Below are 22,834 nucleotides of genomic sequence, written 5' to 3' on the forward strand. Positions count from 1 at the left end.
CATCGAATATCGATGCGACACAGCAACAGCGAAGCGGCCGCAATGTCAATAAGTGCTTGGTGTTTAGACACAACACTCCGATAATTCAACCGCACAGGAAATCCACCATGTTGGTTTGGGAAGAAGACCTTAAGCCCTCGAGCAATCACAAGACGAACCCCGCGCAGAGCCTCCCCGTTCAAGCGCGTGTGGCCGTGTCGTCTCCGGTCTTCGCAGATTCCGTTGCCCCTGTCGCCGCTACCGTTTCCGCTTCGCTGAACACTGCCGACACCCATCGGGTGAAGGCCGCCGACAAGCGCATCATCAACGGCAAGACCGACGTCAACCAGCTCGTCCCCTTCAAGTACAAGTGGGCCTGGGAGAAGTACCTCGCCACCTGCGCCAACCACTGGATGCCGCAGGAAGTGAACATGTCGCGCGACATCGCGCTCTGGAAAGACCCGAACGGTCTGACCGAAGACGAGCGTCGCATCATCAAGCGCAACCTCGGCTTCTTCGTCACCGCCGATTCGCTGGCCGCCAACAACATCGTGCTCGGCACCTACCGGCACATCACCGCGCCCGAGTGCCGCCAGTTCCTGCTGCGCCAGGCCTTCGAAGAAGCGATCCACACCCACGCGTATCAGTACATCGTGGAGTCGCTGGGTCTCGACGAAAGCGAGATCTTCAACGCCTACAACGAAGTCAAGTCGATCCGCGACAAGGACGAATTCCTGATCCCGTTCATCAACGCGATCATGGACGCCAACTTCCACACCGGCACCCCGGCCAACGACCAGACGCTGCTCAAGTCGCTGATCGTCTTCGCCTGCCTGATGGAAGGGCTCTTCTTCTACGTCGGCTTCACGCAGATCCTCGCGCTCGGCCGCCAGAACAAGATGACCGGCGCCGCCGAGCAGTACCAGTACATCCTGCGAGACGAGTCGATGCACTGCAACTTCGGCATCGACCTCATCAACCAGATCAAGTTGGAGAACCCGCATTTGTGGACGGCCGAATTCAAGGCCGAAATCCGGGCTCTTTTCATGAAAGCAGTTGAGTTGGAATATCGCTACGCTGAAGACACCATGCCGCGCGGCGTGCTGGGCCTCAACGCATCGATGTTCAAAGGTTATCTGCGTTACATCGCCAACCGGCGGGCCACGCAGATCGGTTTGGAAGAGCTCTTCCCGAACGAGGAAAACCCGTTCCCATGGATGAGCGAAATGATTGACCTGAAGAAGGAACGCAACTTCTTCGAGACGCGCGTCATCGAGTACCAATCGGGTGGCGCGCTCTCGTGGGATTGACGTTCTACCGGTAGCAGCAAGCGCGGCAGGTCGTAGTGGCAGATCAAGATTCGCGATGCATTCGATTCACCGACACAGAAGCGGTGAGCAGTGCGTCGCAACCCCATTCACCGGATCGGGGCGCCCCTCCTGGGCAGACTTTCGGACGGTGAATAGCTGCGGAGTGTCGACACGTCGTCGGGGCAACGCAGTGCTTTTTCAACTTGATCAAGGAGAAATGTAATGGCAACTGCAAAGAAACCTGCCGCCAAGAAGGCCGCAGCCAAGAAGCCCGCGGCGAAGAAGGCCGCAGCGAAGAAGCCGGCAGCCAAGAAGGCCGCCGCCAAGAAGCCGGCAGCCAAGAAGGCCGCGGCTAAGAAGCCGGCAGCCAAGAAGGTTGCGGCCAAGAAGCCGGCAGCCAAGAAGGCTGCAGCGAAGAAGCCGGCAGCCAAGAAGGCCGCTGCGAAGAAGCCTGCTGCGAAGAAGGCTGCTGCCAAGAAGCCGGCTGCGAAGAAGGCCGCTGCGAAGAAGCCTGCTGCGAAGAAGGCTGCGAAGAAGCCTGCTGCGAAGAAGGCCAAGAAGCCTGCTGCGAAGAAGGCCGCTGCCGCGCCTGCTGCCCCTGCTGCTGCGAAGCCCGCTGCAGCAGCTCCGGCGGCCAAGACTGCGCTCAGCCCCGCTGCTGCATGGCCTTTCCCGACGGGCGCCAAGCCCTGAGGCGACGAGGTCTCTCGACGAAACCCGGCTCCGGCCGGGTTTTTTTATGGGTCAGAGCCCCAGCGCGCCGCGGTCGATGACGTGGTTCTGCCCGCCGCGGCAGGCGATCTTGAGCGCACCGATGCGGTTGCCGAGCTCGACGCACCGCGTGAGCTCCCAGCCGCGCTCCAGGCCGTACAGCAGGGCGCCGCGGAAGGCATCGCCGCAGCCCGTCGGGTCGACCACCTCGGCCGCCTTCACGCCCGCGACATGCGTGCGCTGGCCCTTCTGCCAGACCTCGCAGCCATCGGCGCCGAGCGTGACGATCACGCCCTTCAGGTGTGAGTTCGACAGTTGCTCCAGCGACTTGCCGGTGCGCTCGCACAGCATGCGGCCTTCGTAGTCGTTCACCGCGACCCAGGTCGCCTGCTGCACGAAGGCGTTGAGCTCGTCACCGTTGAACATCGGCAGGCCCTGGCCGGGGTCGAAGATGAACGGCACGCCGGCCTTCGCGAACTGCTCGGCGTGCTGCAGCATCGCGTCGCGTCCGTCGGGGGCGACGATGCCGATCGCGATGTCTTTCCGGCCGGCGGGCACGGTCGTCAGGTGAGCCGACTGCATGGCGCCCGGGTGGAAAGCAGTGATCTGGTTGTTGTCCTGGTCGGTGATGATGATGGCCTGAGCGGTGTAGGTCTCGCTGATCGTCCGCACGAACTCCGTGCTCGCGCCCCAGGCCTTGAAGCGCGCCAGGTAGTCCTGCCCGTCGGCGCCCACGGCGGCCATCACCAGCGGCTCACCACCTAGCTGGCGCAGCGTGTAGGCGATGTTGCCGGCGCAGCCGCCGAACTCGCGGCGCAGCGTGGGCACGAGGAACGACACGTTCAGGATGTGCACCTGCTCCGGCAGGATCTGCTCGGCGAAGCGCCCCGGGAAGGTGGTGATCGTGTCGAAGGCGAGCGAGCCGCAGATGAGTGCAGACATGGGTGAACTCCGGAAGGGGGTGAAAAGGGGAATGCCGGTCGGGCCGTCAGGGGTAGAAGGCCTCGACCGTGTAGCCGTTGACGCGGCGAGGATCCGATGAAGAGAACACCAGCTGCAAGGTCGCCTCGCTGCCCGGCGCGAGCACCGGCGGGTTGACGCGGAAGTCCGCGGGAGCAAGTGCCTTGCGGGCGAGCAGCTGCTCCGCCGAGTCGGTGAGCTCGAGGTCGATCCAGGGCATGGACAGGGTCATCGTGCCGCGGTTGCGCAGCACGAGCGAGAGCCGATAGCCATTGCCGCCCGGCGCGGGCGACAGGGTGCTGCTGTCGACCACCACGTCGTCGATGCGGCGGGGCGGCTGCAACTGGCAGCCGAGCCACTCGCAACCCATGGCGAGCGCCGGCCGCGTGGCTGGCCATCGGGCGGCCCAGAGGTCGCGGAAGTGAAAGCCGGCCTGGCCGAGCAGGACGGCCGCGAGCAGCAGGAACAGCACGCTGAGCAGCACGCGCATCGCGGGGCTGCGCCAGCGCTCGCGCTGCTTGGCCTCCTGCACGAAGCCCGGGCCGCGGCGTGCGGCTTCAAGCTGGGCCCGCGCCGACTTCACCGACGAGCGGGGAATGCCAGTGCCGCCCCCTGACGCCTTTCGCCGCCGTTCGGATTCGAGCGGCTGGTCGTCGAGCAAGGCTTCGTTGAAACGCGCTTCGGCGAAGTCGCGCTTGTCGCGGCTCTTGACCGATTGCGCCGGCGTCTGGTCGACGTCAGCCTGCTCGGGCTGGAAGAAGCGCGAGTGGATGCGGTCGTTGTCGCTGAGCTGGAAGACATCGTCGTCGTCGGGCGGCTCGGACTGCGGGTCGTACGACGCAGCGACGGAGGCGGCCGGTGGGGCCGGCGGTGCAGGGGGCGGTTTCCAGTTGGGTGGGGCGTCGCGCTCCAGGTCGAACAGCCCCTCGATCGCGTTGAAGACCTCGTTGCAGCGGCCGCAGCGCACCCAGCCTTCGGATACCTTGAGCTGGTCTTGAACGACTCGGAAGACGGTGCCGCAGTTGATGCAACGAGTGGCCAGGCTCATGGCGAAATCATGCCATGCCGATTCATGCGCGCCGTTGTGCCGTCATCAGGATCCACCCGTCCTCGGTGTCGCTGACGTCCAGCGCCACCCAGGGGGCGTAGGCCTCCTTCAGCTCTTCCGCCTGGCGTTCGAGGATGCCGGCGAGCACCAAGTGTCCGCCTGGCTTGACGTGTCCGCACAACAAAGGCGCCAGCAGCTTCAGCGGTGTGGCGAGGATGTTGGCCAGCACGAGGTCGTACTCGCCCTTCGCCGCATCGGGCAGGCCGGCCTGCAGCGTCACCTGGTTCGCGCTGGCATTGGCTTTCGTCGACACCACGGCGGCCGGATCGATGTCGACCGCGTCGATCAGCTGAGCGCCATGCAGCGCCGCACCGATGGCAAGGATGCCCGAGCCGCAGCCGTAGTCGAGCACGCGAGGCCAGGCTGTCGCGTGCTGCGCCGTCCAGCGCAGGCACATGCGGGTCGTGGGATGTGTGCCGGTGCCGAAGGCGAGGCCGGGGTCGAGGCGGATGAAGCGCTTCGCTTCGGCGGGCGGCTCGTGCCAGGTCGGCACGATCCAGAAGTCGCGCGTGATGGACACCGGCGAAAACTGCGACTGCGTGAGCCGCACCCAGTCTTCATCGGGCACCGCCTGCAGCGACTGCACGTGGACGCCTTGCGCCCAGTCTTGCGCCAGCAACAACGTGGCGGCATCGGTGGCGGTCTCTTCACGCTCGAAGAGCGCCTTCACCACCGAGCGTTGCCAGCCGCCACGCGGCGCCGGCATGCCGGGCTCGCCGAAGAGCGCCTGCTCATGGGCGGTGTCGGCGTCGGCGTCTTCCACCGAGACCGACAGCGCCTCCAGCTCGTCCATCAGCGCATCGGAGACGGGCTCCACCAGCGCTTCAGGTACGACGAGCAGCAGCTCCAGCATTGCTCAGCGCTTGTGGTGCGACATCCAGCCCTCGAGGTAATGGATGCTGGTTCCACCCTCGATGAACTTCGCGTCGGCCATCAGCTCGCGATGCAGCGGGATGTTGGTGAGGATGCCCTCGACCACCGTCTCCGACAGTGCGATGCGCATGCGCGCGAGTGCCTGGTCGCGTGTGTCGCCGTGGGTGATGATCTTGCCGATCATCGAGTCGTAGTTCGGCGGCACGAAGTAGTTGGTGTACGCATGCGAGTCGACCCGCACACCGGGCCCGCCCGGCGCGTGCCAGGTCGTGATGCGGCCGGGCGAGGGGGTGAACTTGTACGGGTCTTCGGCGTTCACGCGGCACTCGATGGCGTGGCCGCGCATCTGGATCTGCCGCTGCGTGAAGGGCAGCTTCTCGCCGGCGGCCACGCGGATCTGCATCTGCACGATGTCGACGCCGGTCACGAGCTCGGTCACCGGGTGCTCCACCTGCACGCGGGTGTTCATCTCGATGAAGTAGAACTCGCCGTTCTCGTACAGGAACTCGAAGGTGCCGGCACCGCGGTAGCCGATCTTCTTGCAGGCGGCGGCGCAGCGCTCGCCGATGCGCTCGATCACGCGGCGCGGGATGCCCGGCGCCGGCGCTTCCTCGATGATCTTCTGGTGACGGCGCTGCATGGAGCAGTCACGCTCGCCCAGCCAGACGGCGTTCTTGTGCTCGTCGGCCAGCACCTGGATCTCGATGTGGCGCGGGTTCTCGAGGAATTTCTCCATGTAGACCGCCGGGTTGCCGAAGGCGGCGCCCGCTTCGGCCTTGGTGGTCTGCACCGCGTGCAGCAGCGCGGCTTCTGTGTGCACCACGCGCATGCCGCGGCCACCGCCGCCGCCGGCGGCCTTGATGATCACCGGGTAGCCCACCGCACGGCCGATCTTGACGATCTCCTTCGGGTCGTCGGGCAGCGCGCCTTCCGAGCCGGGCACGCAGGGCACGCCCGACTTGATCATGGCCTGCTTGGCCGAGACCTTGTCGCCCATGATGCGGATCGACTCGGGCGTCGGGCCGATGAAGGTGAAGCCGCTTTGCTCCACACGTTCGGCGAAGTCGGCGTTCTCGGACAGGAAGCCGTAGCCGGGGTGAATGGCTTCGGCGTCGGTCACCTCGGCGGTCGAGATGATCGCCGGCATGTTGAGGTAGCTCTGGGCCGAGGCGGCCGGGCCGATGCACACGGCCTCGTCGGCGAGCTTCACGTATTTCGCGTCGCGGTCGGCTTCAGAGTAGACGACGACCGACTTGACGCCCATCTCCCGGCACGCGCGCTGGATGCGCAGTGCGATCTCGCCTCGGTTGGCGATGAGAATTTTCTTGAACATGGCCCGCGCCTTATTCGATGACGAACAAGGGCTGCCCGAATTCCACGGCCTGGCCGTTCTGTGCCAGCACCTGCGTCACCGTGCCGGCCTTGTCGGCCTCGATCTCGTTCATGATCTTCATCGCTTCGATGATGCAGATCGGGTCGCCTTCCTTGACCACCGTGCCGACCGTGGCGAAGGGCTTGGCGCCAGGGCTGGCCGCACCGTAGAAGGTGCCGACCATCGGCGACTTGACGATGTGGCCGGTCGGGGCGGCAGGGGCAGCTTCGGGGGCCGGCGCGGCGACCGGCGCTGCGGCCGCCACCGGTGCGGCGGCTGCGACCTGCGGGGGCGCCGCCTGGTAGACCACCGGCTGGGCGGCCACGGCCACGGCGGCCGGGTCGCTCTTGACGATGCGCACCTTGCCATCGGCTTCAGTGATCTCAAGCTCGGAGATGTTCGATTCAGACACCAAGTCGATCAGCGTCTTCAGTTTGCGCAGGTCCATGTGTTCTCCAACTCCTGTCGTTATGGGGCGGCCGATCGCCAGCGAGGGCGACGTGCCGGGTCAGGCCCTAGGCCTTCTTGGGGCCGCGCTTGAGCGCATGGCCCAGGGCCAGGCGGTATCCATCGGCGCCCAGCCCGACGATCACGCCTTCGGCGAGATCGGAAAAATAAGAATGGTGGCGGAATGGCTCGCGACGGTGCACATTCGACAGGTGCACTTCGATGAACGGGATCGCGACACCCGCGAACGCATCACGCAAGGCCACGCTGGTGTGCGTGAAGGCGCCTGGGTTGATGATCACGAAGTCGGTGCCGTCGAGCCGTGTGGCCTGAACACGGTCGATCAGCGCGCCCTCGTGGTTGCTCTGGAAGCTTTCGAGGGACGACCCGGCATCGGAGGCGATCTTCGCGAGTTCTGCGTTGATCTGATCCAAAGTCGTCGAGCCATAGACTGCTGGCTCGCGGGTGCCGAGCAGATTGAGGTTGGGGCCGTGCAGGACGAGGATCTTCATGGCTTCAAAAGCGAAGGCCGGACTTTACGCGTTTTTGAGCGCTGATCCGCGCAGGAAGCCAAATTATTGCCCTGAGGCGAACTTTTCAGCCCAAATCGCCAGGTCTTCCGGCTTGAGAAGCCCGAGTTTGCGGAAGACGGCCTTGCCTTGGCGATCGAAGGCGACGCTGAAGGGCAGTGCGCCGCTCGGGTTGCCCAGGTTGCGGCTCAGGTCCACGCCGTTCAGCCCGGCCAGACCGATCGGAAACGTGATTGGCAGCTTGCCGAGAAATTCGCGCACAGGCGTCGGGCTGTCGATCGCCAGGCCGACCACGTGCCAGCCTTTGGCCTTGTGCTCTTTATAGAAGGCGTCGAGGAGCGGCATTTCCTTCACGCAGGGCGCGCACCAGGTCGCCCAGAAATTGAGCACCACCGGCTGGCCGCGCAAGCTGGCCATCGAAAGCTCGCCACCTTCCGGCCGTTCGAAGCGCTCACGCCAGACGGCCTGCTCGGCACCGGCGTCGGCCTCCGTTTCGCGGTGGCGCCACCAGGCCCAGCCCGCACCGCCGGCGGCCGCAACGACCCCCACACCGCCGGTGAGCAGGGCATTGCGGCGGTTCATGGGGCGCTGTCGTCCAGCAGCCGGCGCAGCGCTGCGAGGTCGCCCCGCTCGGACTGGCCGCGCCCGTCGGGCTTCAGCGCGCCGCGCAGGTCGTCGTGGTCGAGGATGCTCATGTGCACGGTGACCGGCTCGCCTAGCTCGGGGCTCATGCTGCTGACGGTCAGCACGTCGATCGGCTCGCCGCGCGGGCCGCTGATCGTGCCGACGTCGTAGTCGACGCGCTTGTCGATGAAGGTCAGCTCAGCCTGCTTCGAGTCGTCGCAGTAGAGCTGCAGGTGCACGCTGGACAGGCGGGTCGCCGTGCCGCGCCAGACGGCGCCGGTGAGGTGAGGCCGCAAGTCTTGCAGGCGCTCCATCCAGAGCAGGGCCACCTTGCGCATGGCGAGCAGTTCGCCCGGCTGGGTGTCGGCGCAGAAGAGCTCGATGTACGAGCGCACCTCGTCTTCCACCTCGTCGTTGCCCGGCAGGTCGACCGCCCGCACGCTGCCGCGGCCGAGCAGCTTGGCCGCACGGCGCTTGGCCGGGCCGTATTCCATGCCTTCTTCGACGATGAGGCGCGCGGCCGTGCTGGCCACTTCGGCGCTGAGTGGGGTGCCCATGCGGTGGATTCTAGGAAGCCGAGGAATGCCGCCTCACGGCAATTCCACAGCCCCCATGCGGGCGACCACGGTGCTGGCACGGCCCATCACGTAGGCCGAGTTCGGCCGTTTCTCGAAGCGCTTGGGGGCCGGCAGCATCACCGCCAGCCGCGCTGCGGGGTAGGGACCGAGCTTGTCGGCGTTGACGTGGAAGTAGTGGCGCGCCGCGGCCTGCGCGCCGAAGAGGCCTTCGCCCCACTCCACGTTGTTCAGGTAGATCTCGAGGATGCGCCGCTTGGAGAGTGCGCCTTCGAGCATGAAGGTGATGACGAATTCCTGCCCCTTGCGCAGGAAGTTGCGCTCGCCGCTGAGGAAGAGGTTCTTCGCCAGCTGCTGCGTGATCGTGGAGCCGCCGACGATCTTGGCCGTGGCCTTGGGTTTCTCCGGCGGCGGCCGGTTGCTGCGCGCGGCCTGCTTGGCCTGGCGTTCGTTGATGCGCTCGGCCTGGGCTTCGGCGCGCAGGTTTTTCTCCCACGCCTTTTCGAGCGCTTCCCACTCCACGCCGCTGTGTTCGGCGAAGCCGGCGTCTTCGGACGCGATCACGGCGCGCTTCAGGTGGTCGGAGATGCGGTCGCCGTCCATCCACTGCTGGCTCCAGAGGAGCTGGTGCTGCTCGGCGACGATGCGGCGCATCTCCGAGCGCTGGAAGGTGGTGGACTGCGGGTCGACGACATTCATCATCGCGATGCGCACGAGGAAATAGATCTGCAGCGACAGGCCGCACAGCACGACCAGGCCGACGATGCGCAGCAGGTGGGCGAGGGTGCTTTTCATGTCGCGGCCAGGCGCGCGCGCAGCGCTGCGAGCACCGGCGCGGTCTCCGGTGTGACGCCGCGCCAGATGTGGAAGGCCTCGGCCGCCTGTTCGACCAGCATGCCCAGGCCGTCACGTGCTTTTGCGCCGTGTTGGGTGGCCCACTGCATGAACCCTGCGGCCGCAGGGCCGTACATCATGTCGAGCGCCAGGCCGCCTGGGCTGAGCACCTTCGGCGAGACCGGGATGGCAGCGCCTTGCAGGCTGGTCGCGGTGGCGTTGACGACCACGTCGAAGGCCTTGCCCGCTGAATCGAGGCGGCTTGCCGAGAGCGTCACGCCGTGGGCATAGGCGAGCTCGGCATGCCGCCGCACCAGCGCCTCGGCCTTGTCGACGCTGCGGTTGGCCACCACGATCTCCTGCGGCCCGGCCTCGATCAGCGGCCCGAGCGCCCCGGCCGCCGCACCGCCGGCGCCCACCAGCAACACCCGCCGGCCTTGCAGCTTCACGCCGGCGTTGCGCTCGATGTCGCGCACGAGGCCGATGCCATCGCTGTTGTCGGCGTACCAGCCTTCGGCATCGAAACGCAGCACGTTGGCTGCTTCGGCCAGCGTGGCGCGCGGGCTGCGGCGCCTGGCCAGGCGGTAGGCGTCGGTCTTGAACGGCACCGTCACGTTGCAGCCGCGACCGCCGCCGTCGGCGAAGGCCTGCACCGTGGCCTCGAAGCCATCGAGCGGGCACAGCAGCCGGTCATAGGCCACGGGCTGGCCGGTCGCCTGGGCGAACTGGGCGTGGATGAACGGGGACTGGCTGTGCTCGACCGGGTTGCCGGCGACGACGTAACGGTCCATCGGCTATCGGCTCGTGGAACTGAGGGTGGTTTCCAGCGCTTCGCCCTTGGTGAACCGGAATCGTGTCGTGATGACGAGCTGGTCGGCCTGCTTGCGCATGGCGCTGGTGAAGGCGCCGTAGGGCGCCGCGGCGAGCACGATGGACACGGCCCGCTTGTCGAGGATGGTCGAGCCGGAGGGTTTGTCGATCTTCGTTTCGAGCACGCGGCCGGCGGCGTCGACGACGATCACCATCGTCAGCTCGCCGTGCAGCGGCTTGCCCTGGTGCGTGGGGAAGTTGCGCGTGCCCCGCTCTTCGACCTTGCGGCGAAGCTGGTCGTAGTAGACGGCGTAGACCTCGCCCACCGTGCCCGGGCTGATGAATTTCTTCTTGGGCCGCGCGTTTTCCTCGCGGATGCGCTTTTCGATCTCGGCCACCATCTGGAGCAGCTGGCGGCGGTGTTCTTCCTGCGCGCGTTCCTTGGGATTGCCGCTGTCGCGCTTGGGGTCGGGCTGGGGCAGTGCGGCGAGTTCACGCTTGATGTTGGCCAGCAGCTGCTGCTGGGCTTCCTGCAGCTCCTCGATCTGCTTGCGCGTGTCTTGCGCGGCATCGCCGATCTCGGTGACGGCAGCACTCGGCAGCGGCGAGGTGGCGCGGCCCTGGTCGAACTCGCCGCCACCTGCCAGGTTGTGCTGGGCGATGGCCTGGGCCTTGGTCGGCCTTTCGTTCGAGCGCGCATTGACGAGGATCACTTCCAGCGGCGTGTCTTGAAACGCGCGGGTGAAACCCTCGGGGTCCACGGCCGGCCAGGCCAGCAGTGCGGCGTGCACGACGACCGACACACCGAGCGAAACCTGGAGGACCGAGAACTTGGCCATGGACAAGGTCAGACAGAGGGCGACGATGCTACCGCGGTCGCGGTGGGTTGTTCCTCGGTTGCATCCCCTTGCACATCGATGGCCAACGTGAGCGGGCCGGCGGTGGCTTCCGCGTCCTCGATCTCGGCGTCTTCGATCACCGCATCATCGGACCGGGTCGACGGGTCGTCCAGGCGCTGCAGCACGTTGGCATGCACGTCGAGCGTGAGCAGGTCGGTGCCGGTGACGCGCACCCGAACGAGCGCGCCGCGCGGCAGGCGCTCGGCGCCCACCGCCTTGAAGACGAGCGGCAGGGTCTCGGCGCGCACCAGGCCATCCTTCATCACGGCGGCGTCGAGCTCCTGCAGCCCGTGTTGCGCCAGGTACTGCAGCGTCCAGTAGCGCTCGATGCCCGACTGGTAGCCGTTGTAGGCGGTGTAGGCCGCATCGAAGCTCGAGATGATGGAGAAAAGCGCTGCATCCTTCGGCTTGAAGGGCGCGGCGAGCGCGGCGGTGCGGCCATGCCGGGCGCACGCGATGATCTGCCACTGGTTCACGAGGTCGACATAACGGCGCAGCGGCGAGGTGGCCCAGGTGTACTGCGCCACGCCCATGCCGGCGTGCGGTGCGGCCTTGGTCCCCATGCGCACCTTCACGCCGGGTGCCATGCTGGCCTGGCTGCGGTAGATGCCGGGCACGCCCAGCTCGTGCAGCCAGCCGCCCCAGGTGCTGTTGGCAAGGATCATGGCCTCGGCCACGATCAGGTCGAGCGGGGCACCGCGGGTGCGCGTGCTGATGAGCACGGTCTCGTCGCCCTGCGGCTCGCGACCGTCGTTGCCTTCGAGACGGAAGTTGTAGTCGGGCCGGTTGAAGTTCTCGGGCTTGCCGCGCACCACTTCGCGTGCGGCCTTCAGGTGCCGGGCCAGGCGGAAGGCGAAGGCCAGCTCGGCGGCGTGCGGGTAGTCGGCTGGCGCCTCGCCGGTCAGGCTTGCTTCGGTGATCACCGCATCGAGCTGGTCGTGGCGCAAGTTGGCCACGATGGGCACACGCTCGAGCTTCGTCTCGCTGCCCTTCACGGCGAGCGTGGCTTCGTCGTAGCTCACGTAGAGCGACACCGCCGGGCACTCGCGCCCTTCCATCAGCGTGTAGGTCTGCACCACCTCGTCGGGCAGCATCGTGAGCTTGTAGCCCGGCATGTAGACGGTCGACAGCCGATCGCGCGCGACCTTGTCGACCGCACCTTCCGGCGTGATCGCCAGGCCCGGCGCGGCGATGTGGATGCCGAACACCACCGTGCCCGTGCCCAGGCCTTGCACCGACAGTGCATCATCGATCTCGGTGGTCTGTGAATCGTCGATCGAGAAGGCCTGCACGCCGGCAAGCGGCAGCTTGTCCTTGATCTCGGGTGCGCTGAGCGCCGGGAAAGCCGTGCCCTTGGGGAAGTTCTCGAAGAGGAAGCGCTTCCAGTGGAACTGGTAGGGCGAGTCGATCGCGCCGGCGGCCTTCAGCAGGTCGAGCGGTGCGGTGTGCGACAGCCTCGACGCTTCGACCACGGCCTTGTACTCGGCCGCGTTCTTGTCGGGCTTGAAAAGGATCTTGTAGAGCTGCTCGCGCACGGGGGCCGGGCACTGGCCGGCCACCAGCTCCTGCGCCCAGGCGTCGATCTGCGCGGCGAGCTGCTTCTTGCGCTCGATGCCGAGCAACGCGGCTTTCACGATCTCTTCCGGCGCCTTCTTGAACTGGCCCTTGCCGAGCCGGCGGAAGTAGTGCGGCGCTTCGAAGAGTCGGAAAAGCGCCGCCGCCTGCTGCGCGGGCGTGGCCTTGTCGTTGAAGTAATCGCGCGCCAGGTCCGCAAAGCCGAAGTCGCTGTCGGGCGCGAATTCCCACGCAAGGTCGAGGTCGATGTCTTGCGCGAGGCGCTGGCCTTCGGCCAGCAGCTGGGCGGGGGTGGGCTGCTCGAATCTCAGCAGCACGTTGGCGGATTTCACTTTCACGCGCTTGCCGGAGTCGAGCTCAATCTGCATCGAGGTGTCGGCTTCGGACATCACGCGGCCGGCGTGGAACTTCCCGGCGTCATCAAACAATGCGTACATGGCCCGGATTGTCGTCGCTCACGGGGACGGTCCCAGTTCAAGGAAATGCAACAGATGCGGCAGGTGCTCGTCGAAGTCCGACAGCGCGTGGTCGCTGCCCTCGACGATGCGCAGGTGGCCGCCCCGGTACCGATCGCTCATCTCGCGCCAGCTCAGCACCTCGTCGCCTGTTGCGATCACCGCGAAATACGAGGCCGGGTGGGCCAGCCGTCCGGGTGTCATCTGGCGCAGCTCGTCGACATACTCCGGGCGAAAGAAGAAGCGGTCGTCGCTGTGCCAGGCGGTCGTCTCGCCGATGTGGCGCGCGAGGTCGCGCGCCGGATCGACGGCGGGGTTGAGCAGCACCGCCTTGCAGCCCAGCCGCTCGGCCATCACGGTGGCATAGAAGCCGCCGAGCGAGCTGCCGACGATGGCCATGCGGTCGAGCGGCCAGCGGCTCACGCCATGCTCGAGCAGCTGCACCGCTTCGCGCGGCGAGGGCGGCAGCTGCGGGCACCACCAGGTGAGGCGGGGCGCGTGCTCGCGCACCCACTCGGCCATGCGCGTGGCCTTGGCCGACCGTGGCGACGAGCGAAAACCGTGCAGATACAACAGATGGGTGGGTGTCATGGGAACCGTGCCGGCGCGGTCGGCTCGAAGCGAGTCGCCGCGAGTCAGGAGGCGGGGCCGCTCAGTGTGCCCGACTCCACAATCTCGGCCCGTGCCGCGGGTTGTCGGCCGGCCTAAACTGGCCTGCGCAAGCTCGTTCTTCACAAGGATTCTTCGTGAACGCATTCGCCGCTGGTTTCTCGCTTCGCCCGCTGGGGCTGGCCCTCGCCGTGTCGCTGATGTTGCAGGCCTGTGCCACGCCTGCACCCACGACGAGCGCGACCGCCAAGCCCACGCCGCTCGAGAAAGCCAACAGCCGCGCCGTGCCGGCGCCGGTGGGGGGCGCCACGCCGCCGGCACCGGCCGCCGCCGCGGCTGCCTCGGCAGCGGCTTCGGGCGTGGCCGGCACCACGCCGCCGCGCCCCGAGCCGGGGGCACCGCGGCCCTTCGACGAGGTCATCAAGGGCGCCACCCAGCAGGCCGGCTTCGTGCCCATCTGGCGCAAGGACGACCGTATCTGGCTCGAGATCCCCACCGAGCGGCTCGACCAGCCTTTCCTGCTGTCGGTCAACGTGGCCGGTTCGGTGGGCGAGCGCGGCCTCTATGCGAGCCAGATGGGGCCGTCTTGGCTGGCGACCTTCCGCAAGATCGGCACCAGCCAGATGCAGCTGATCGCGCTCAACAACAGCTTCATCAGCAGCACGCCGGCGATGAAGGCCGCGGTGGAGCAGGGCTTCTCGCACAGCCTGCTCGGCTCGGCCGCCATCGCAAGCGCGCCGCACCCGCAGCGCAAGTCGGTGCTGATCGATGCCGGCTTCCTGCTCACCGACATCCCGGGCTATTCCACGCGCATCGAAGCGGCCTTCCGCATGCCGTACTCGCTGGACCGCGGCAACTCCTTCTTCGAGAAGACGCGCGTGAGCGACGAGATGACCACCGTCAACGCGCGTGTGCACTTCTCCACCTCGCGCATCCCGGCGCCGCCGCTCACCCCGAGCCCGGTGCCCACGCCGCCGCCGCCCTCGGCCACGCCCGATGCGCGCAGCATGTTCGTCGGCTTCGTCTACAGCTTCACCAAGCTGCCCGACACGCCGATGGCGCCGCGCAGGACCGACCCGCGGCTCGGCCATTTCTTCAGCGTCGTCACCGACCTCGGCACCGACCTCAAGGCCAACCCGCGTGTGCACCACGTCAGCCGCTGGCGCCTGGAGAAGCGTGAGCCGCAGGCCGCGCTTTCCGAGCCTAAGCAGCCGATCGTCTACTGGCTCGACAGGAACATCCCGCCGCAGTACCGCAAGGCCGTCGAGGCAGGCGTGCTCGAGTGGAACAAGGCCTTCGAAAAGATCGGCTTCAAGAACGCCATCGTCGTGCGCCAGCAGCCCGATGACGCCGAGTGGGACAACATGGATGCGCGGCATGCGTCCATCCGCTGGTTCGTCGGCGCCGACGTCGGCTTTGCGGTCGGCCCGCACCATGCCGACCCGCGCACCGGCGAGATCATCGATGCCGACATCGGCATGAGCGACGTGTTCGGCCGCAGCGCGCGCCGCTTCGTCGCCGAAGACGTGCCCAGGGCGAACAGCCTCGGGCATGCGGGCCATGCGCACGATGCGTACTGCAACTATGCGCACGAGAACGCCGCCGAGATGAACTTCGCGCTCGACCTGCTCGAGGCGCGTGGCGACATCGCCCCCGACAGCCCCGAGGCCGAAGCCTTCGTGCAGGCCGTCATCAAGGACACGGTGATGCACGAGGTGGGCCACACGCTTGGCCTCAAGCACAACTTCAAGGGCTCGACCGTCGTCGCGCGCGACAAGCTGCAAGACAAGGACTACACCGAGAAGAACGGCATCTCCGGCTCGGTGATGGACTACAACGCCTACAACATCGCGCTGCGCGGCGAGAAGCAGGGCGCGATGAACAACACCACGCTCGGCCCTTACGACTACTGGGCGATCGAATACGCCTACAAGCCGATCGCGCCGGCGGACGAAGCGGCGGAGCTTGCGCGCATCGCCTCGCGCAGCACCGACCCGCTGCTGGCCTATGCCGACGATGCCGATGCCGGCGGCATCCCCGGCAACGACGGCATCGACCCGCTGGTGAACCGCTTCGACCTCGGCGACGACCCGCTCGCCTACTACGTGCGCCGCCTGCAGCTCTCGCGCGAGCTGTGGCAGCGCGTGCAGGAGCGTGGTGCGCAGCCGGGCGACGAGGCCGTGCGCCAGCGCCGGGTGCTGCTGAGCGGCTTCCGCCAGTTGGGCCGGGCGAGCGAACTCGTCGGCAAGTACGTGGGCGGCATGCACACGGTGCGCGACCTGCCGGGCACCACGCAGCGTGCGGCCTACCGGCCGGTCGAGCCGGCCAAGCAGCGCGAGGCGCTCAAGTTCCTGGCCGATGGGGTGTTCAACGCCGACAGCTTCCGCTTCAAGCCGCAGTTCATCGCGAGCCTCTCGCCCGACTACAACGAGTGGGACCGTGGCGGCCCGGTGAACATCCCGGCGGCCGTGCTGTCGGTGCAGACGGTGGCGATGGACAGGCTATTGAGCCCCGGCACGGCGTCGCGTCTGCTGGACCTCCCGTCCTACGTGCCCGATGCGAACAAGCGCAACATCATCTCGCTCGCCGAGGTGTACGACACGCTGCAGGGCGCGGTGTGGAGCGAGCTCAAGAGCGGCCGTGAGATCGACCGCCTGCGACGCAACCTGCAGCGCGAGCACCTGAAGCGTGTGCAGAATCTGCTGGTGCGCGGCTCGGCCGCGTTGCCGCCGGATGCACTGAGCCTGATGCGCATGCAGGCGGTGGAGCTGCAGACGCAGCTCAAGCGGGCCTCCACCAACGGCAAGCTGTCAGTTGAGAGCCGCGCTCACCTGCAGGACAGCCTGTCTCAACTCACCGAAGCGCTGCGCGCCTCGATGATCAGGAGCTGAGGGCCGTCAGCAGCTTGGTGTGGATGCCGCCGAAGCCGCCGTTGCTCATGCAGAGCACATGGTCCCCCGGCTTCGCGGCACGGCGCACGGCGGCGACGAGGGCCTCGATGGTGTCGGCCACGATGGCCTTGTCGCCCATCGGGGCGAGCGCCTCGCGCGCATCCCAGCCCAGGTTCGCCTGGTGGCAGAACGACAGGTCGGCTTCTTCCAGCGCCCACGGCAGCTGGGCTTTCATGGCGCCCAGCTTCATCGTGTTGGAGCGCGGCTCGAAGACCGCGAGGATGCGGTCCATGCCCACCTTGCGGCGCAGGCCGTTGATGGTGGTGCGGATCGCGGTCGGGTGGTGCGCGAAGTCGTCGTAGACCTTGACCTGGCCGGCCTCACCGCGCAGCTCGAGCCGGCGGCGCACGTTCTCGAACGAGCCGAGCGCCTGGCCTGCGACTTCGGGTGACACGCCGATGTGCTCGGCGGCGGCGATCGCGGCCAGCGCGTTGAGCTGGTTGTGTTCCCCGAGCAGCTGCCAGTCGACACGTGCGATCTTCAGGCTGCCGCGCAGCACGTCGAAGGCATGTGGCTCGCCACGCGCGCGCAGCGCGCCTGGCGTTTCCTTGCGTGTGCCGAAGCGCACGACCTCGCTCCAGCAGCCGCGCTCCAGCACGTGCTGCAGCGTCTCCTCGCGTGCGTTGACCACGAGCCGGCCCGACGGCGGCACCGTGCGCACGAGGTGGTGGAACTGGGTCTCGATCGCGGCGACGTCGGGAAAGATGTCGGCGTGGTCGTATTCGAGGTTGTTGAGGATCGCGGTGCGCGGCCGGTAATGCACGAACTTGCTGCGCTTGTCGAAGAAGGCGGTGTCGTACTCGTCGGCTTCGATGACGAAGGCCTTGCCCTTGCCGAGGCGCGCGGAGACGCCGAAGTTCTGCGGCACGCCGCCGACCAGAAAGCCGGGTTCGAGCCCTGCCTTTTCGAGCATCCACGCGAGCATCGAGGTGGTGGTCGTCTTGCCGTGCGTGCCGGCGACCGCCAGCACGTGGCGGCCTTGCAGCACGTTCTCGGCCAGCCACAGCGGGCCACTGGTGTAGGGCGCGCCGGCATCGAGGACGGCTTCGACCAGCGGGTTGCCGCGCGAGACCACGTTGCCGATGACGTAGAGGTCGGGATTGAGCTTGAGCTGGTCGGCGCCGTAGCCTTCGATGAGCTCGATGCCGAGGGCGCGCAGCTGGTCGCTCATCGGCGGGTAGACGCCGGCGTCGCAGCCGGTGACGGTGTGGCCGGCTTCGCGTGCAAGGGCCGCAAGACCGCCCATGAAGGTGCCGCAGATGCCGAGGATGTGAATGTGCATGGGCGCGATTCTAGGAGTCGATGTCATGTCGACGACCTCACAATCCCTCTGCATGAACTGGATCGCCACCCACCCCTGGGCCTACCCGGCGCTGGAGACGCTGCACCTCGTCGGCGTGGCGCTGCTGGTGGGCAACCTCGTGCTGTTCGAGATGCGGGTGTGGGGCGCTCAGACGAGCCTGCCGGTGCGGCCGCTCGCGAAGCTGGCGTTGGGCATCGCGCTCGCCGGGTTTGGGCTGGCGGCGGTGAGCGGTGCCGTGATGCTCGCCAGCCAGTGGATCGAGCTGCAGGCCAACCGGGCGCTGTGGCTGAAAGCGGTGCTGGTCATCGCGGCGGGTGCGAACGCCGCGGCCTTTCACCTGCGGGGTGGGCTCGACAAGCTCGACCGCGTGGCCCGCCGGCAGACCGCGCTGTCGATGGGGCTTTGGCTGCTTGTCGTAGCCTGCGGCCGTTTCATCGCCTATGTGTGACAACACGCTGGAGACCTCCATGCAACGACGTCTGATCCTGGTGGCTGGTGCGGGTGTCTGGACCTTGCCGACGTGGGCCCATCACGGCTGGAGCAACTTCGATGCCGACCGGCCGATCTACCTGGAAGGGAAGGCCGCCAAGGTGGCCTGGCGCAACCCGCACGCCGAGGTGGAGCTCGAGCTCGCCTCCCCGTTGAAACTGCCGGGGGACTTGGCTAAACGGGCCGTGCCGCCCCAGTCTGCCGCGGTGGATGCGCCGAGCATCCTGGCCAAGACGGTCCTGCCCACACGGACCGACAAGCGCTGGGAGCTGGAGCTCGCCCCCTTGTCACGCATGCAGGCCTGGCAGGTGGCTGAGATCAAGCCCGGCACGCCACTTTCGGTGGTCGCCTACACCTTCCCGGGTGAGAAAGGCGAGGCGATCGCGCGGGTGGAATATCTCTTCGTCGACGGCAAGGCGTACGCCTTGCGGTCCTCGCCGGCCTAGGCTTTCAGCGCCTCGCGCGCGGCGTTGACGGTGGCCGCGATGTCCGCGGCGCTGTGCGCCGAGCTGACGAAGCCGGCTTCGTACAAGGCCGGCGCTAGGTACACGCCGCGGTCGAGCATGGCGTGGAAGAAGCGGTTGAAGCGCTCCTTGTCGGTCGCCATCACGGCCGGGTAGTTCTGCGGCAGTGAGGCGCCAAAGAAGAAGCCGAACATGCCGCCCTCGCAGTCGCTCGCGAAGGGCACGCCGGCCGATTGGGCGGCGGCGTCCAGGCCCTGAACCAGCGTACGCGTGCGCTCAGCCAGCGCGTCGAAGAAGCCGGGTTTCTGGATCTGCTTGAGCGTGGCCAGGCCGCAGGCCGTGGCCACTGGGTTGCCCGACAGCGTGCCGGCCTGGTAGACCGGGCCGAGCGGGGCCAGCTTTTCCATCACCGCACGCTTGCCGCCGAAGGCCGCCAGCGGCATGCCGCCCCCGATTACCTTGCCGAAGACGCTCATGTCGGGTGCGAAGCCGGCGATGGCCTTGGCGTACAGGCTCTGCGCGCCGCCGAGCGCCACGCGGAAGCCGGTCATCACCTCGTCGAACACCAGCAGCGCGCCGTGCTGCGTGCACAGCTCGCGCAGGCGTGTCATGAACGGGATGCTCGCGCGCACGAAATTCATGTTGCCGGCGATCGGCTCGATCATCACGCAGGCAAGGTCGGCGCCGTGCAGCTTGAAGGCTTCTTCGAGCTCGGCGACGTTGTTGTATTCGAGCACCAGCGTGTGCTGCACCACCTCGGGCGGCACGCCGGCGCTGGTCGGGTTGCCGAAGGTGGCGAGGCCCGAGCCGGCCTTCACCAGCAGGGCATCGGCATGGCCGTGGTAGCAGCCTTCGAACTTGATGATCTTGTGGCGGCCGGTGGCCCCTCGGGCGAGGCGAATGGCGCTCATCGCCGCTTCGGTGCCGGAGCTCACGAGCCGCACCTGCTCCAGGCTCGGCACGAGCTTCAGGATCTCTTCCGCCAGCTCGACTTCACGCTCGGTCGGGGCGCCGAAGGAGAAGCCTTCGAGGGCGGCCTTCTGCACCGCCTCGAGCACCTCGGGGTGGCCGTGGCCGAGGATCATCGGCCCCCAGGAGCCGATGTAGTCGATGTAGCGCTTGCCCTCGGCATCGAAGATGTAGGGGCCCAGCGCACGGCTGATGAAACGCGGCGTGCCGCCGACCGCGCGGAAGGCGCGCACCGGCGAGTTGACGCCGCCGGGAATGACGCGCTGGGCGCGTTCGAACAGCTGGGCGTTAGTGGACATGGCGGGGATCCTTCGGGCTTTGGTCGCCCTCGTCGGCCTCGGGGCCGCCTTCCGCGCCTTCTTCGGCGGGCGGCAGCGCCCAGAAGAAGCGGTCGGGGATCACGTTGCCCATGCCGGGGCGGAAACCGGCGTCGAGCGCCTGGTCCAGGAAGGACAGCGATTCGCCCACCGCGGCGTGCAGCTCGCTGCCGGAGGCCAGCAGCGCGGCCAGCGCGGCGGAGAGGGTGTCGCCCGCGCCGACGAAGCTCACCTCGAAGCGCTCGAACTTCTCGCCGGTGATCGCGCCCTGCGGCGAGGCCAGCACGTTGTCGAGGAACTGGTCGGGCAACGGCACGCTCGTGACGAGCACGAACCGCGCGCCGTGCTGGGCGGCGGCAACGGCCAGCTCGCGCGGCGAGGCCGGGCGGTCGCCACTCCACTCAGGCAGCAGGAAGTCGGTCAGCGTCTGGTGGCTGCCGACCAGCACCTCGGTCTGCGGCAGCACCAGCTCGCGGAAGGCGTCGAGGTAGGCGGCCTGGTCGTCCTCGTCCACCCACGACAGGTTCGGCATGTAGGCGACGAGCGGCACTTCGGGGTAATCGGAGAGCACTTCGGCCACGGCGCTCACGCTTTCGGCCGTGCCGAGGAAGCCGACCTTCCAGGCGGAGATGGTCACGTCTTCCAGGATGCTGCGAGCTTGCTCGACCAGCACGTCCGCATCGAGTGCAGTGTGATCGAACACTTCGGCGGTATCCCGCAGCACGACTGCTGTCACGACGGGCAGGGCATGTGCGCCCATGGCGGCGATGGTGACCACGTCGCCGGCCAAGCCGCCCGCGCCGCTCGGGTCACTGGCGTTGAAGCTCATCACACAGGCCGGCGCCGGGGCGTCGTGTGGGTTGTCGGTGCTGGTTTCCGTGGCAGTCGCGTCGTTCGTCATGGGGCGTTCATCGGGAATTCAGGGTTTGCCAGCACTTCTAGAAATATGTGAGGAATGTGGCGTATGTGCCCACAAACTAACGCCTTTTCGGCTTTTTGCGTGGCTACAATCGTTTTTCATTGTAGTGAGCGATTAAGAACTAACGTGAGTAAAGACGCCAGCGTGACACGTACTTGGATGTGTCTGATATGCGGTTGGATATACGACGAATCGGCTGGCGATCCTGATCACGGGATTGCACCGGGGACGCCCTGGGAGTCAGTGCCCATGAACTGGACTTGTCCGGAGTGTGGCGCTCGCAAAGAAGATTTCGAGATGGTCCAGATCTGACATCCGGGCCCTATTGGATGATCAAACAGTCGACCCACAGCCGTTGAGGAGACCTCCTGGTGAGCAATGACGCCCCTGCTGGCATGAAGGTGCTGGTTATCGACGACAGCAACACGATTCGCCGCAGCGCAGAGATTTTCCTGAAGCAGGGTGGGTATCAGGTCCTGCTGGCCGAAGACGGTTTCGATGCCCTGTCGAAGGTCAACGACCACGCGCCTGATCTGATCTTCTGCGACATCCTGATGCCGCGCCTCGATGGCTACCAGACCTGCGCCATCATCAAGCGCAACCCGAAATTTTCATCGGTGCCGGTGATCATGCTGTCGTCGAAGGACGGCCTGTTCGACAAGGCCCGCGGTCGGATGGTGGGCTCGGAAGCCTATTTGACCAAACCCTTCACGAAAGACCAGTTGTTGCAAGCGGTGGAGCAGCACCGCCGGGTCGAATGAGATGAATGATGGCTGGCGCATCGACGCGCGGGCCCAGATGGAGTAGCGAGCATGGCGATCAAGAAAATCCTGTTGGTGGACGACTCGAAGACCGAGTTGCATTTCCTGTCCGAACTGCTGACCAAGCGCGGCTATTCGGTGCGCACCGCCGAAGACGGCGAAGACGCGATGCGCCGGCTGGGTGAAGACAAGCCCGACCTGATCCTGATGGACGTCGTCATGCCGGGGCAGAACGGCTTCCAGCTCACCCGCGCTATCACCCGCGATCCGCGTTTCACCGATGTGCCGGTGATCATGTGCACGAGCAAGAACCAGGAAACCGACAAGGTCTGGGGCATGCGCCAGGGCGCACGCGACTACATCGTCAAGCCCGTCGATGCCGACGAGCTGGTGGCCAAGATCAAGGCGTTCGACTGAACTTCCCGACCCAACCCTCCACGTCATGCAGGCAGGTGTGAATGGCCAATAAGGAAGCACTACGCGAACTGCAAAGCCGCCTCGCCGAAAGGCTGAAGGCGGCTCAGTCGCAAGAGCGCGGGAGATCCTGGTTGGCCGTGGAGTGTGCGGGCCATGGGTTCCTGTTCCCGCTGCAGGAAGCGGGCGAAATCTTTCCGTTTGCGCCGGCCGTGCCGGTGCCCTACACGAGCCGTTGGTTCCTCGGCGTGGCCAACCTGCGCGGCAAGCTGCACGGCGTGGTCGATCTGGCCGGCTTCCTGGGCATCCGCGGCAACGAGGTTGCGCGCGAGCAGTCGTGGTTCGTCGCCTTCAACAACGACCTGAACATTAACTCCGCGCTGATGGTGGACCGGCTCTCCGGCCTGCGCAGCCTGGAGCAGCTCAAGCGCGAGCACGACGACGGCCAGGCCAAGCCAGCCTTCGTCGGCGCACCGTACCGGGATGAGAACAACCGCCTGTGGCGCGAGCTGAACCTCGCGGCGCTGGCGAACGAGTCGGCATTTTTGAGAATCGCGGGCTGAAGCGTTGGGCGCT

The 22,834-nt window shown here is 66.9% G+C and carries 25 protein-coding genes; 9 read left to right on the top strand and 16 right to left on the bottom strand.

Annotated elements, in window-relative coordinates; translation table 11 throughout:
• Positions 1 to 107: 107 nt before the first annotated feature.
• Both JI745_RS20765 and JI745_RS20770 read left to right on the top strand, forming a co-directional pair.
• Positions 108 to 1,289: a ribonucleotide-diphosphate reductase subunit beta gene (locus JI745_RS20765; protein ID WP_201811358.1), complete on the top strand. Its 1,182-nt coding sequence runs from the start codon at positions 108 to 110 to the stop codon at positions 1,287 to 1,289.
• Positions 1,290 to 1,511: 222 nt separating this feature from the next.
• Positions 1,512 to 1,982 (top strand): histone H1-like DNA-binding protein, encoded by a 471-nt coding sequence (locus tag JI745_RS20770; protein ID WP_201811360.1) that lies wholly within the window; start codon positions 1,512 to 1,514, stop codon positions 1,980 to 1,982.
• A 51-nt stretch (positions 1,983 to 2,033) separates the two neighbouring features.
• On the opposite strand, the gene JI745_RS20775 is transcribed toward JI745_RS20770, so the two are convergent.
• The 13 genes from JI745_RS20775 to JI745_RS20835 all read right to left on the bottom strand — a co-directional run bounded on the left by JI745_RS20775 (position 2,034) and on the right by JI745_RS20835 (position 13,653).
• Entirely contained in the window at positions 2,034 to 2,942 is a 909-nt protein-coding gene (locus JI745_RS20775) for a carbohydrate kinase family protein (protein WP_201811362.1), read from the bottom strand.
• Positions 2,943 to 2,988: 46 nt separating this feature from the next.
• Positions 2,989 to 4,008, bottom strand: coding sequence for a zinc-ribbon and DUF3426 domain-containing protein (locus JI745_RS20780; RefSeq protein ID WP_201811365.1), 1,020 nt, complete (start codon positions 4,006 to 4,008; stop codon positions 2,989 to 2,991).
• Positions 4,009 to 4,030: 22 nt separating this feature from the next.
• On the bottom strand, positions 4,031 to 4,921 hold the full coding sequence (prmA, locus tag JI745_RS20785; protein ID WP_201811367.1) for a 50S ribosomal protein L11 methyltransferase: 891 nt from the start codon (positions 4,919 to 4,921) through the stop codon (positions 4,031 to 4,033).
• A gap of 3 nt (positions 4,922 to 4,924) precedes the next feature.
• A complete protein-coding gene (accC, locus tag JI745_RS20790) occupies positions 4,925 to 6,274 on the bottom strand; it encodes an acetyl-CoA carboxylase biotin carboxylase subunit (protein WP_201811369.1) in 1,350 nt (449 codons plus the stop codon).
• 10 nt (positions 6,275 to 6,284) lie between these two features.
• On the bottom strand, positions 6,285 to 6,761 hold the full coding sequence (gene accB, locus JI745_RS20795) for an acetyl-CoA carboxylase biotin carboxyl carrier protein (protein ID WP_201811371.1): 477 nt from the start codon (positions 6,759 to 6,761) through the stop codon (positions 6,285 to 6,287).
• A 67-nt stretch (positions 6,762 to 6,828) separates the two neighbouring features.
• Positions 6,829 to 7,272: a type II 3-dehydroquinate dehydratase gene (gene aroQ, locus JI745_RS20800; RefSeq protein ID WP_201811373.1), complete on the bottom strand. Its 444-nt coding sequence runs from the start codon at positions 7,270 to 7,272 to the stop codon at positions 6,829 to 6,831.
• A 63-nt stretch (positions 7,273 to 7,335) separates the two neighbouring features.
• Entirely contained in the window at positions 7,336 to 7,872 is a 537-nt protein-coding gene (locus JI745_RS20805) for a TlpA disulfide reductase family protein (RefSeq protein WP_201811375.1), read from the bottom strand.
• A complete protein-coding gene (locus JI745_RS20810; protein ID WP_201811377.1) occupies positions 7,869 to 8,471 on the bottom strand; it encodes a hypothetical protein in 603 nt (200 codons plus the stop codon). The genes JI745_RS20805 and JI745_RS20810 overlap by 4 nt, the downstream gene beginning before the upstream one ends.
• 33 nt (positions 8,472 to 8,504) lie before the next feature.
• Positions 8,505 to 9,284, bottom strand: coding sequence for a transglycosylase domain-containing protein (locus tag JI745_RS20815; protein ID WP_201811379.1), 780 nt, complete (start codon positions 9,282 to 9,284; stop codon positions 8,505 to 8,507).
• Positions 9,281 to 10,114 (bottom strand): shikimate dehydrogenase, encoded by an 834-nt coding sequence (gene aroE / locus JI745_RS20820; RefSeq protein ID WP_201811381.1) that lies wholly within the window; start codon positions 10,112 to 10,114, stop codon positions 9,281 to 9,283. The genes JI745_RS20815 and aroE overlap by 4 nt, the downstream gene beginning before the upstream one ends.
• Before the next feature lie 3 nt (positions 10,115 to 10,117).
• Entirely contained in the window at positions 10,118 to 10,972 is an 855-nt protein-coding gene (locus JI745_RS20825) for an energy transducer TonB (protein ID WP_201811384.1), read from the bottom strand.
• A gap of 8 nt (positions 10,973 to 10,980) precedes the next feature.
• Positions 10,981 to 13,044 (bottom strand): ribonuclease catalytic domain-containing protein, encoded by a 2,064-nt coding sequence (locus tag JI745_RS20830; RefSeq protein ID WP_201811386.1) that lies wholly within the window; start codon positions 13,042 to 13,044, stop codon positions 10,981 to 10,983.
• Between the two features lie 18 nt (positions 13,045 to 13,062).
• Positions 13,063 to 13,653, bottom strand: coding sequence for a YqiA/YcfP family alpha/beta fold hydrolase (locus JI745_RS20835; protein WP_201811388.1), 591 nt, complete (start codon positions 13,651 to 13,653; stop codon positions 13,063 to 13,065).
• A 155-nt stretch (positions 13,654 to 13,808) separates the two neighbouring features.
• Here JI745_RS20835 and JI745_RS20840 point away from each other — a divergent pair, with 155 nt between their 5' ends.
• Positions 13,809 to 16,562 carry a zinc-dependent metalloprotease gene (locus JI745_RS20840; protein ID WP_201811390.1) on the top strand — a complete coding sequence of 918 codons (2,754 nt, stop codon included), beginning with the start codon at positions 13,809 to 13,811 and terminating at the stop codon, positions 16,560 to 16,562.
• Here JI745_RS20840 and mpl read toward each other — a convergent pair.
• Entirely contained in the window at positions 16,552 to 17,904 is a 1,353-nt protein-coding gene (gene mpl / locus JI745_RS20845) for a UDP-N-acetylmuramate:L-alanyl-gamma-D-glutamyl-meso-diaminopimelate ligase (protein WP_201811392.1), read from the bottom strand. The genes JI745_RS20840 and mpl overlap by 11 nt on opposite strands.
• A 52-nt stretch (positions 17,905 to 17,956) precedes the next feature.
• Between mpl and JI745_RS20850 the strand changes: the two genes are divergently transcribed.
• A complete protein-coding gene (locus JI745_RS20850) occupies positions 17,957 to 18,373 on the top strand; it encodes a hypothetical protein (RefSeq protein ID WP_201811394.1) in 417 nt (138 codons plus the stop codon).
• A gap of 19 nt (positions 18,374 to 18,392) precedes the next feature.
• Entirely contained in the window at positions 18,393 to 18,860 is a 468-nt protein-coding gene (locus JI745_RS20855; protein ID WP_201811396.1) for a DUF6152 family protein, read from the top strand.
• Here JI745_RS20855 and hemL read toward each other — a convergent pair.
• Complete coding sequence (gene hemL, locus JI745_RS20860; RefSeq protein WP_201811399.1) at positions 18,857 to 20,146, bottom strand: glutamate-1-semialdehyde 2,1-aminomutase; 1,290 nt, start codon at positions 20,144 to 20,146, stop codon at positions 18,857 to 18,859. The two genes, JI745_RS20855 and hemL, sit on opposite strands and share 4 nt — an antisense overlap.
• Entirely contained in the window at positions 20,136 to 21,065 is a 930-nt protein-coding gene (locus JI745_RS20865) for a bifunctional hydroxymethylpyrimidine kinase/phosphomethylpyrimidine kinase (protein WP_236675073.1), read from the bottom strand. The genes hemL and JI745_RS20865 overlap by 11 nt, the downstream gene beginning before the upstream one ends.
• 177 nt (positions 21,066 to 21,242) lie before the next feature.
• On the opposite strand from JI745_RS20865, the gene JI745_RS20870 reads away from it, so the two are divergent.
• The 4 genes from JI745_RS20870 (at position 21,243) to JI745_RS20885 (ending at position 22,821) form a co-directional block, all read left to right on the top strand.
• Positions 21,243 to 21,395 carry a rubredoxin gene (locus JI745_RS20870; protein WP_201812708.1) on the top strand — a complete coding sequence of 51 codons (153 nt, stop codon included), beginning with the start codon at positions 21,243 to 21,245 and terminating at the stop codon, positions 21,393 to 21,395.
• Between the two features lie 83 nt (positions 21,396 to 21,478).
• Positions 21,479 to 21,844 (top strand): PleD family two-component system response regulator, encoded by a 366-nt coding sequence (locus JI745_RS20875; RefSeq protein WP_201812709.1) that lies wholly within the window; start codon positions 21,479 to 21,481, stop codon positions 21,842 to 21,844.
• A 51-nt stretch (positions 21,845 to 21,895) separates the two neighbouring features.
• Entirely contained in the window at positions 21,896 to 22,261 is a 366-nt protein-coding gene (locus tag JI745_RS20880) for a response regulator transcription factor (RefSeq protein WP_201811401.1), read from the top strand.
• A 41-nt stretch (positions 22,262 to 22,302) separates the two neighbouring features.
• A complete protein-coding gene (locus JI745_RS20885; RefSeq protein WP_201811403.1) occupies positions 22,303 to 22,821 on the top strand; it encodes a chemotaxis protein CheW in 519 nt (172 codons plus the stop codon).
• Positions 22,822 to 22,834 lie beyond the last annotated feature (13 nt).

The sequence above is a fragment of the Piscinibacter sp. HJYY11 genome (assembly GCF_016735515.1).
In the GTDB taxonomy this organism is placed as follows: domain Bacteria; phylum Pseudomonadota; class Gammaproteobacteria; order Burkholderiales; family Burkholderiaceae_C; genus Rhizobacter.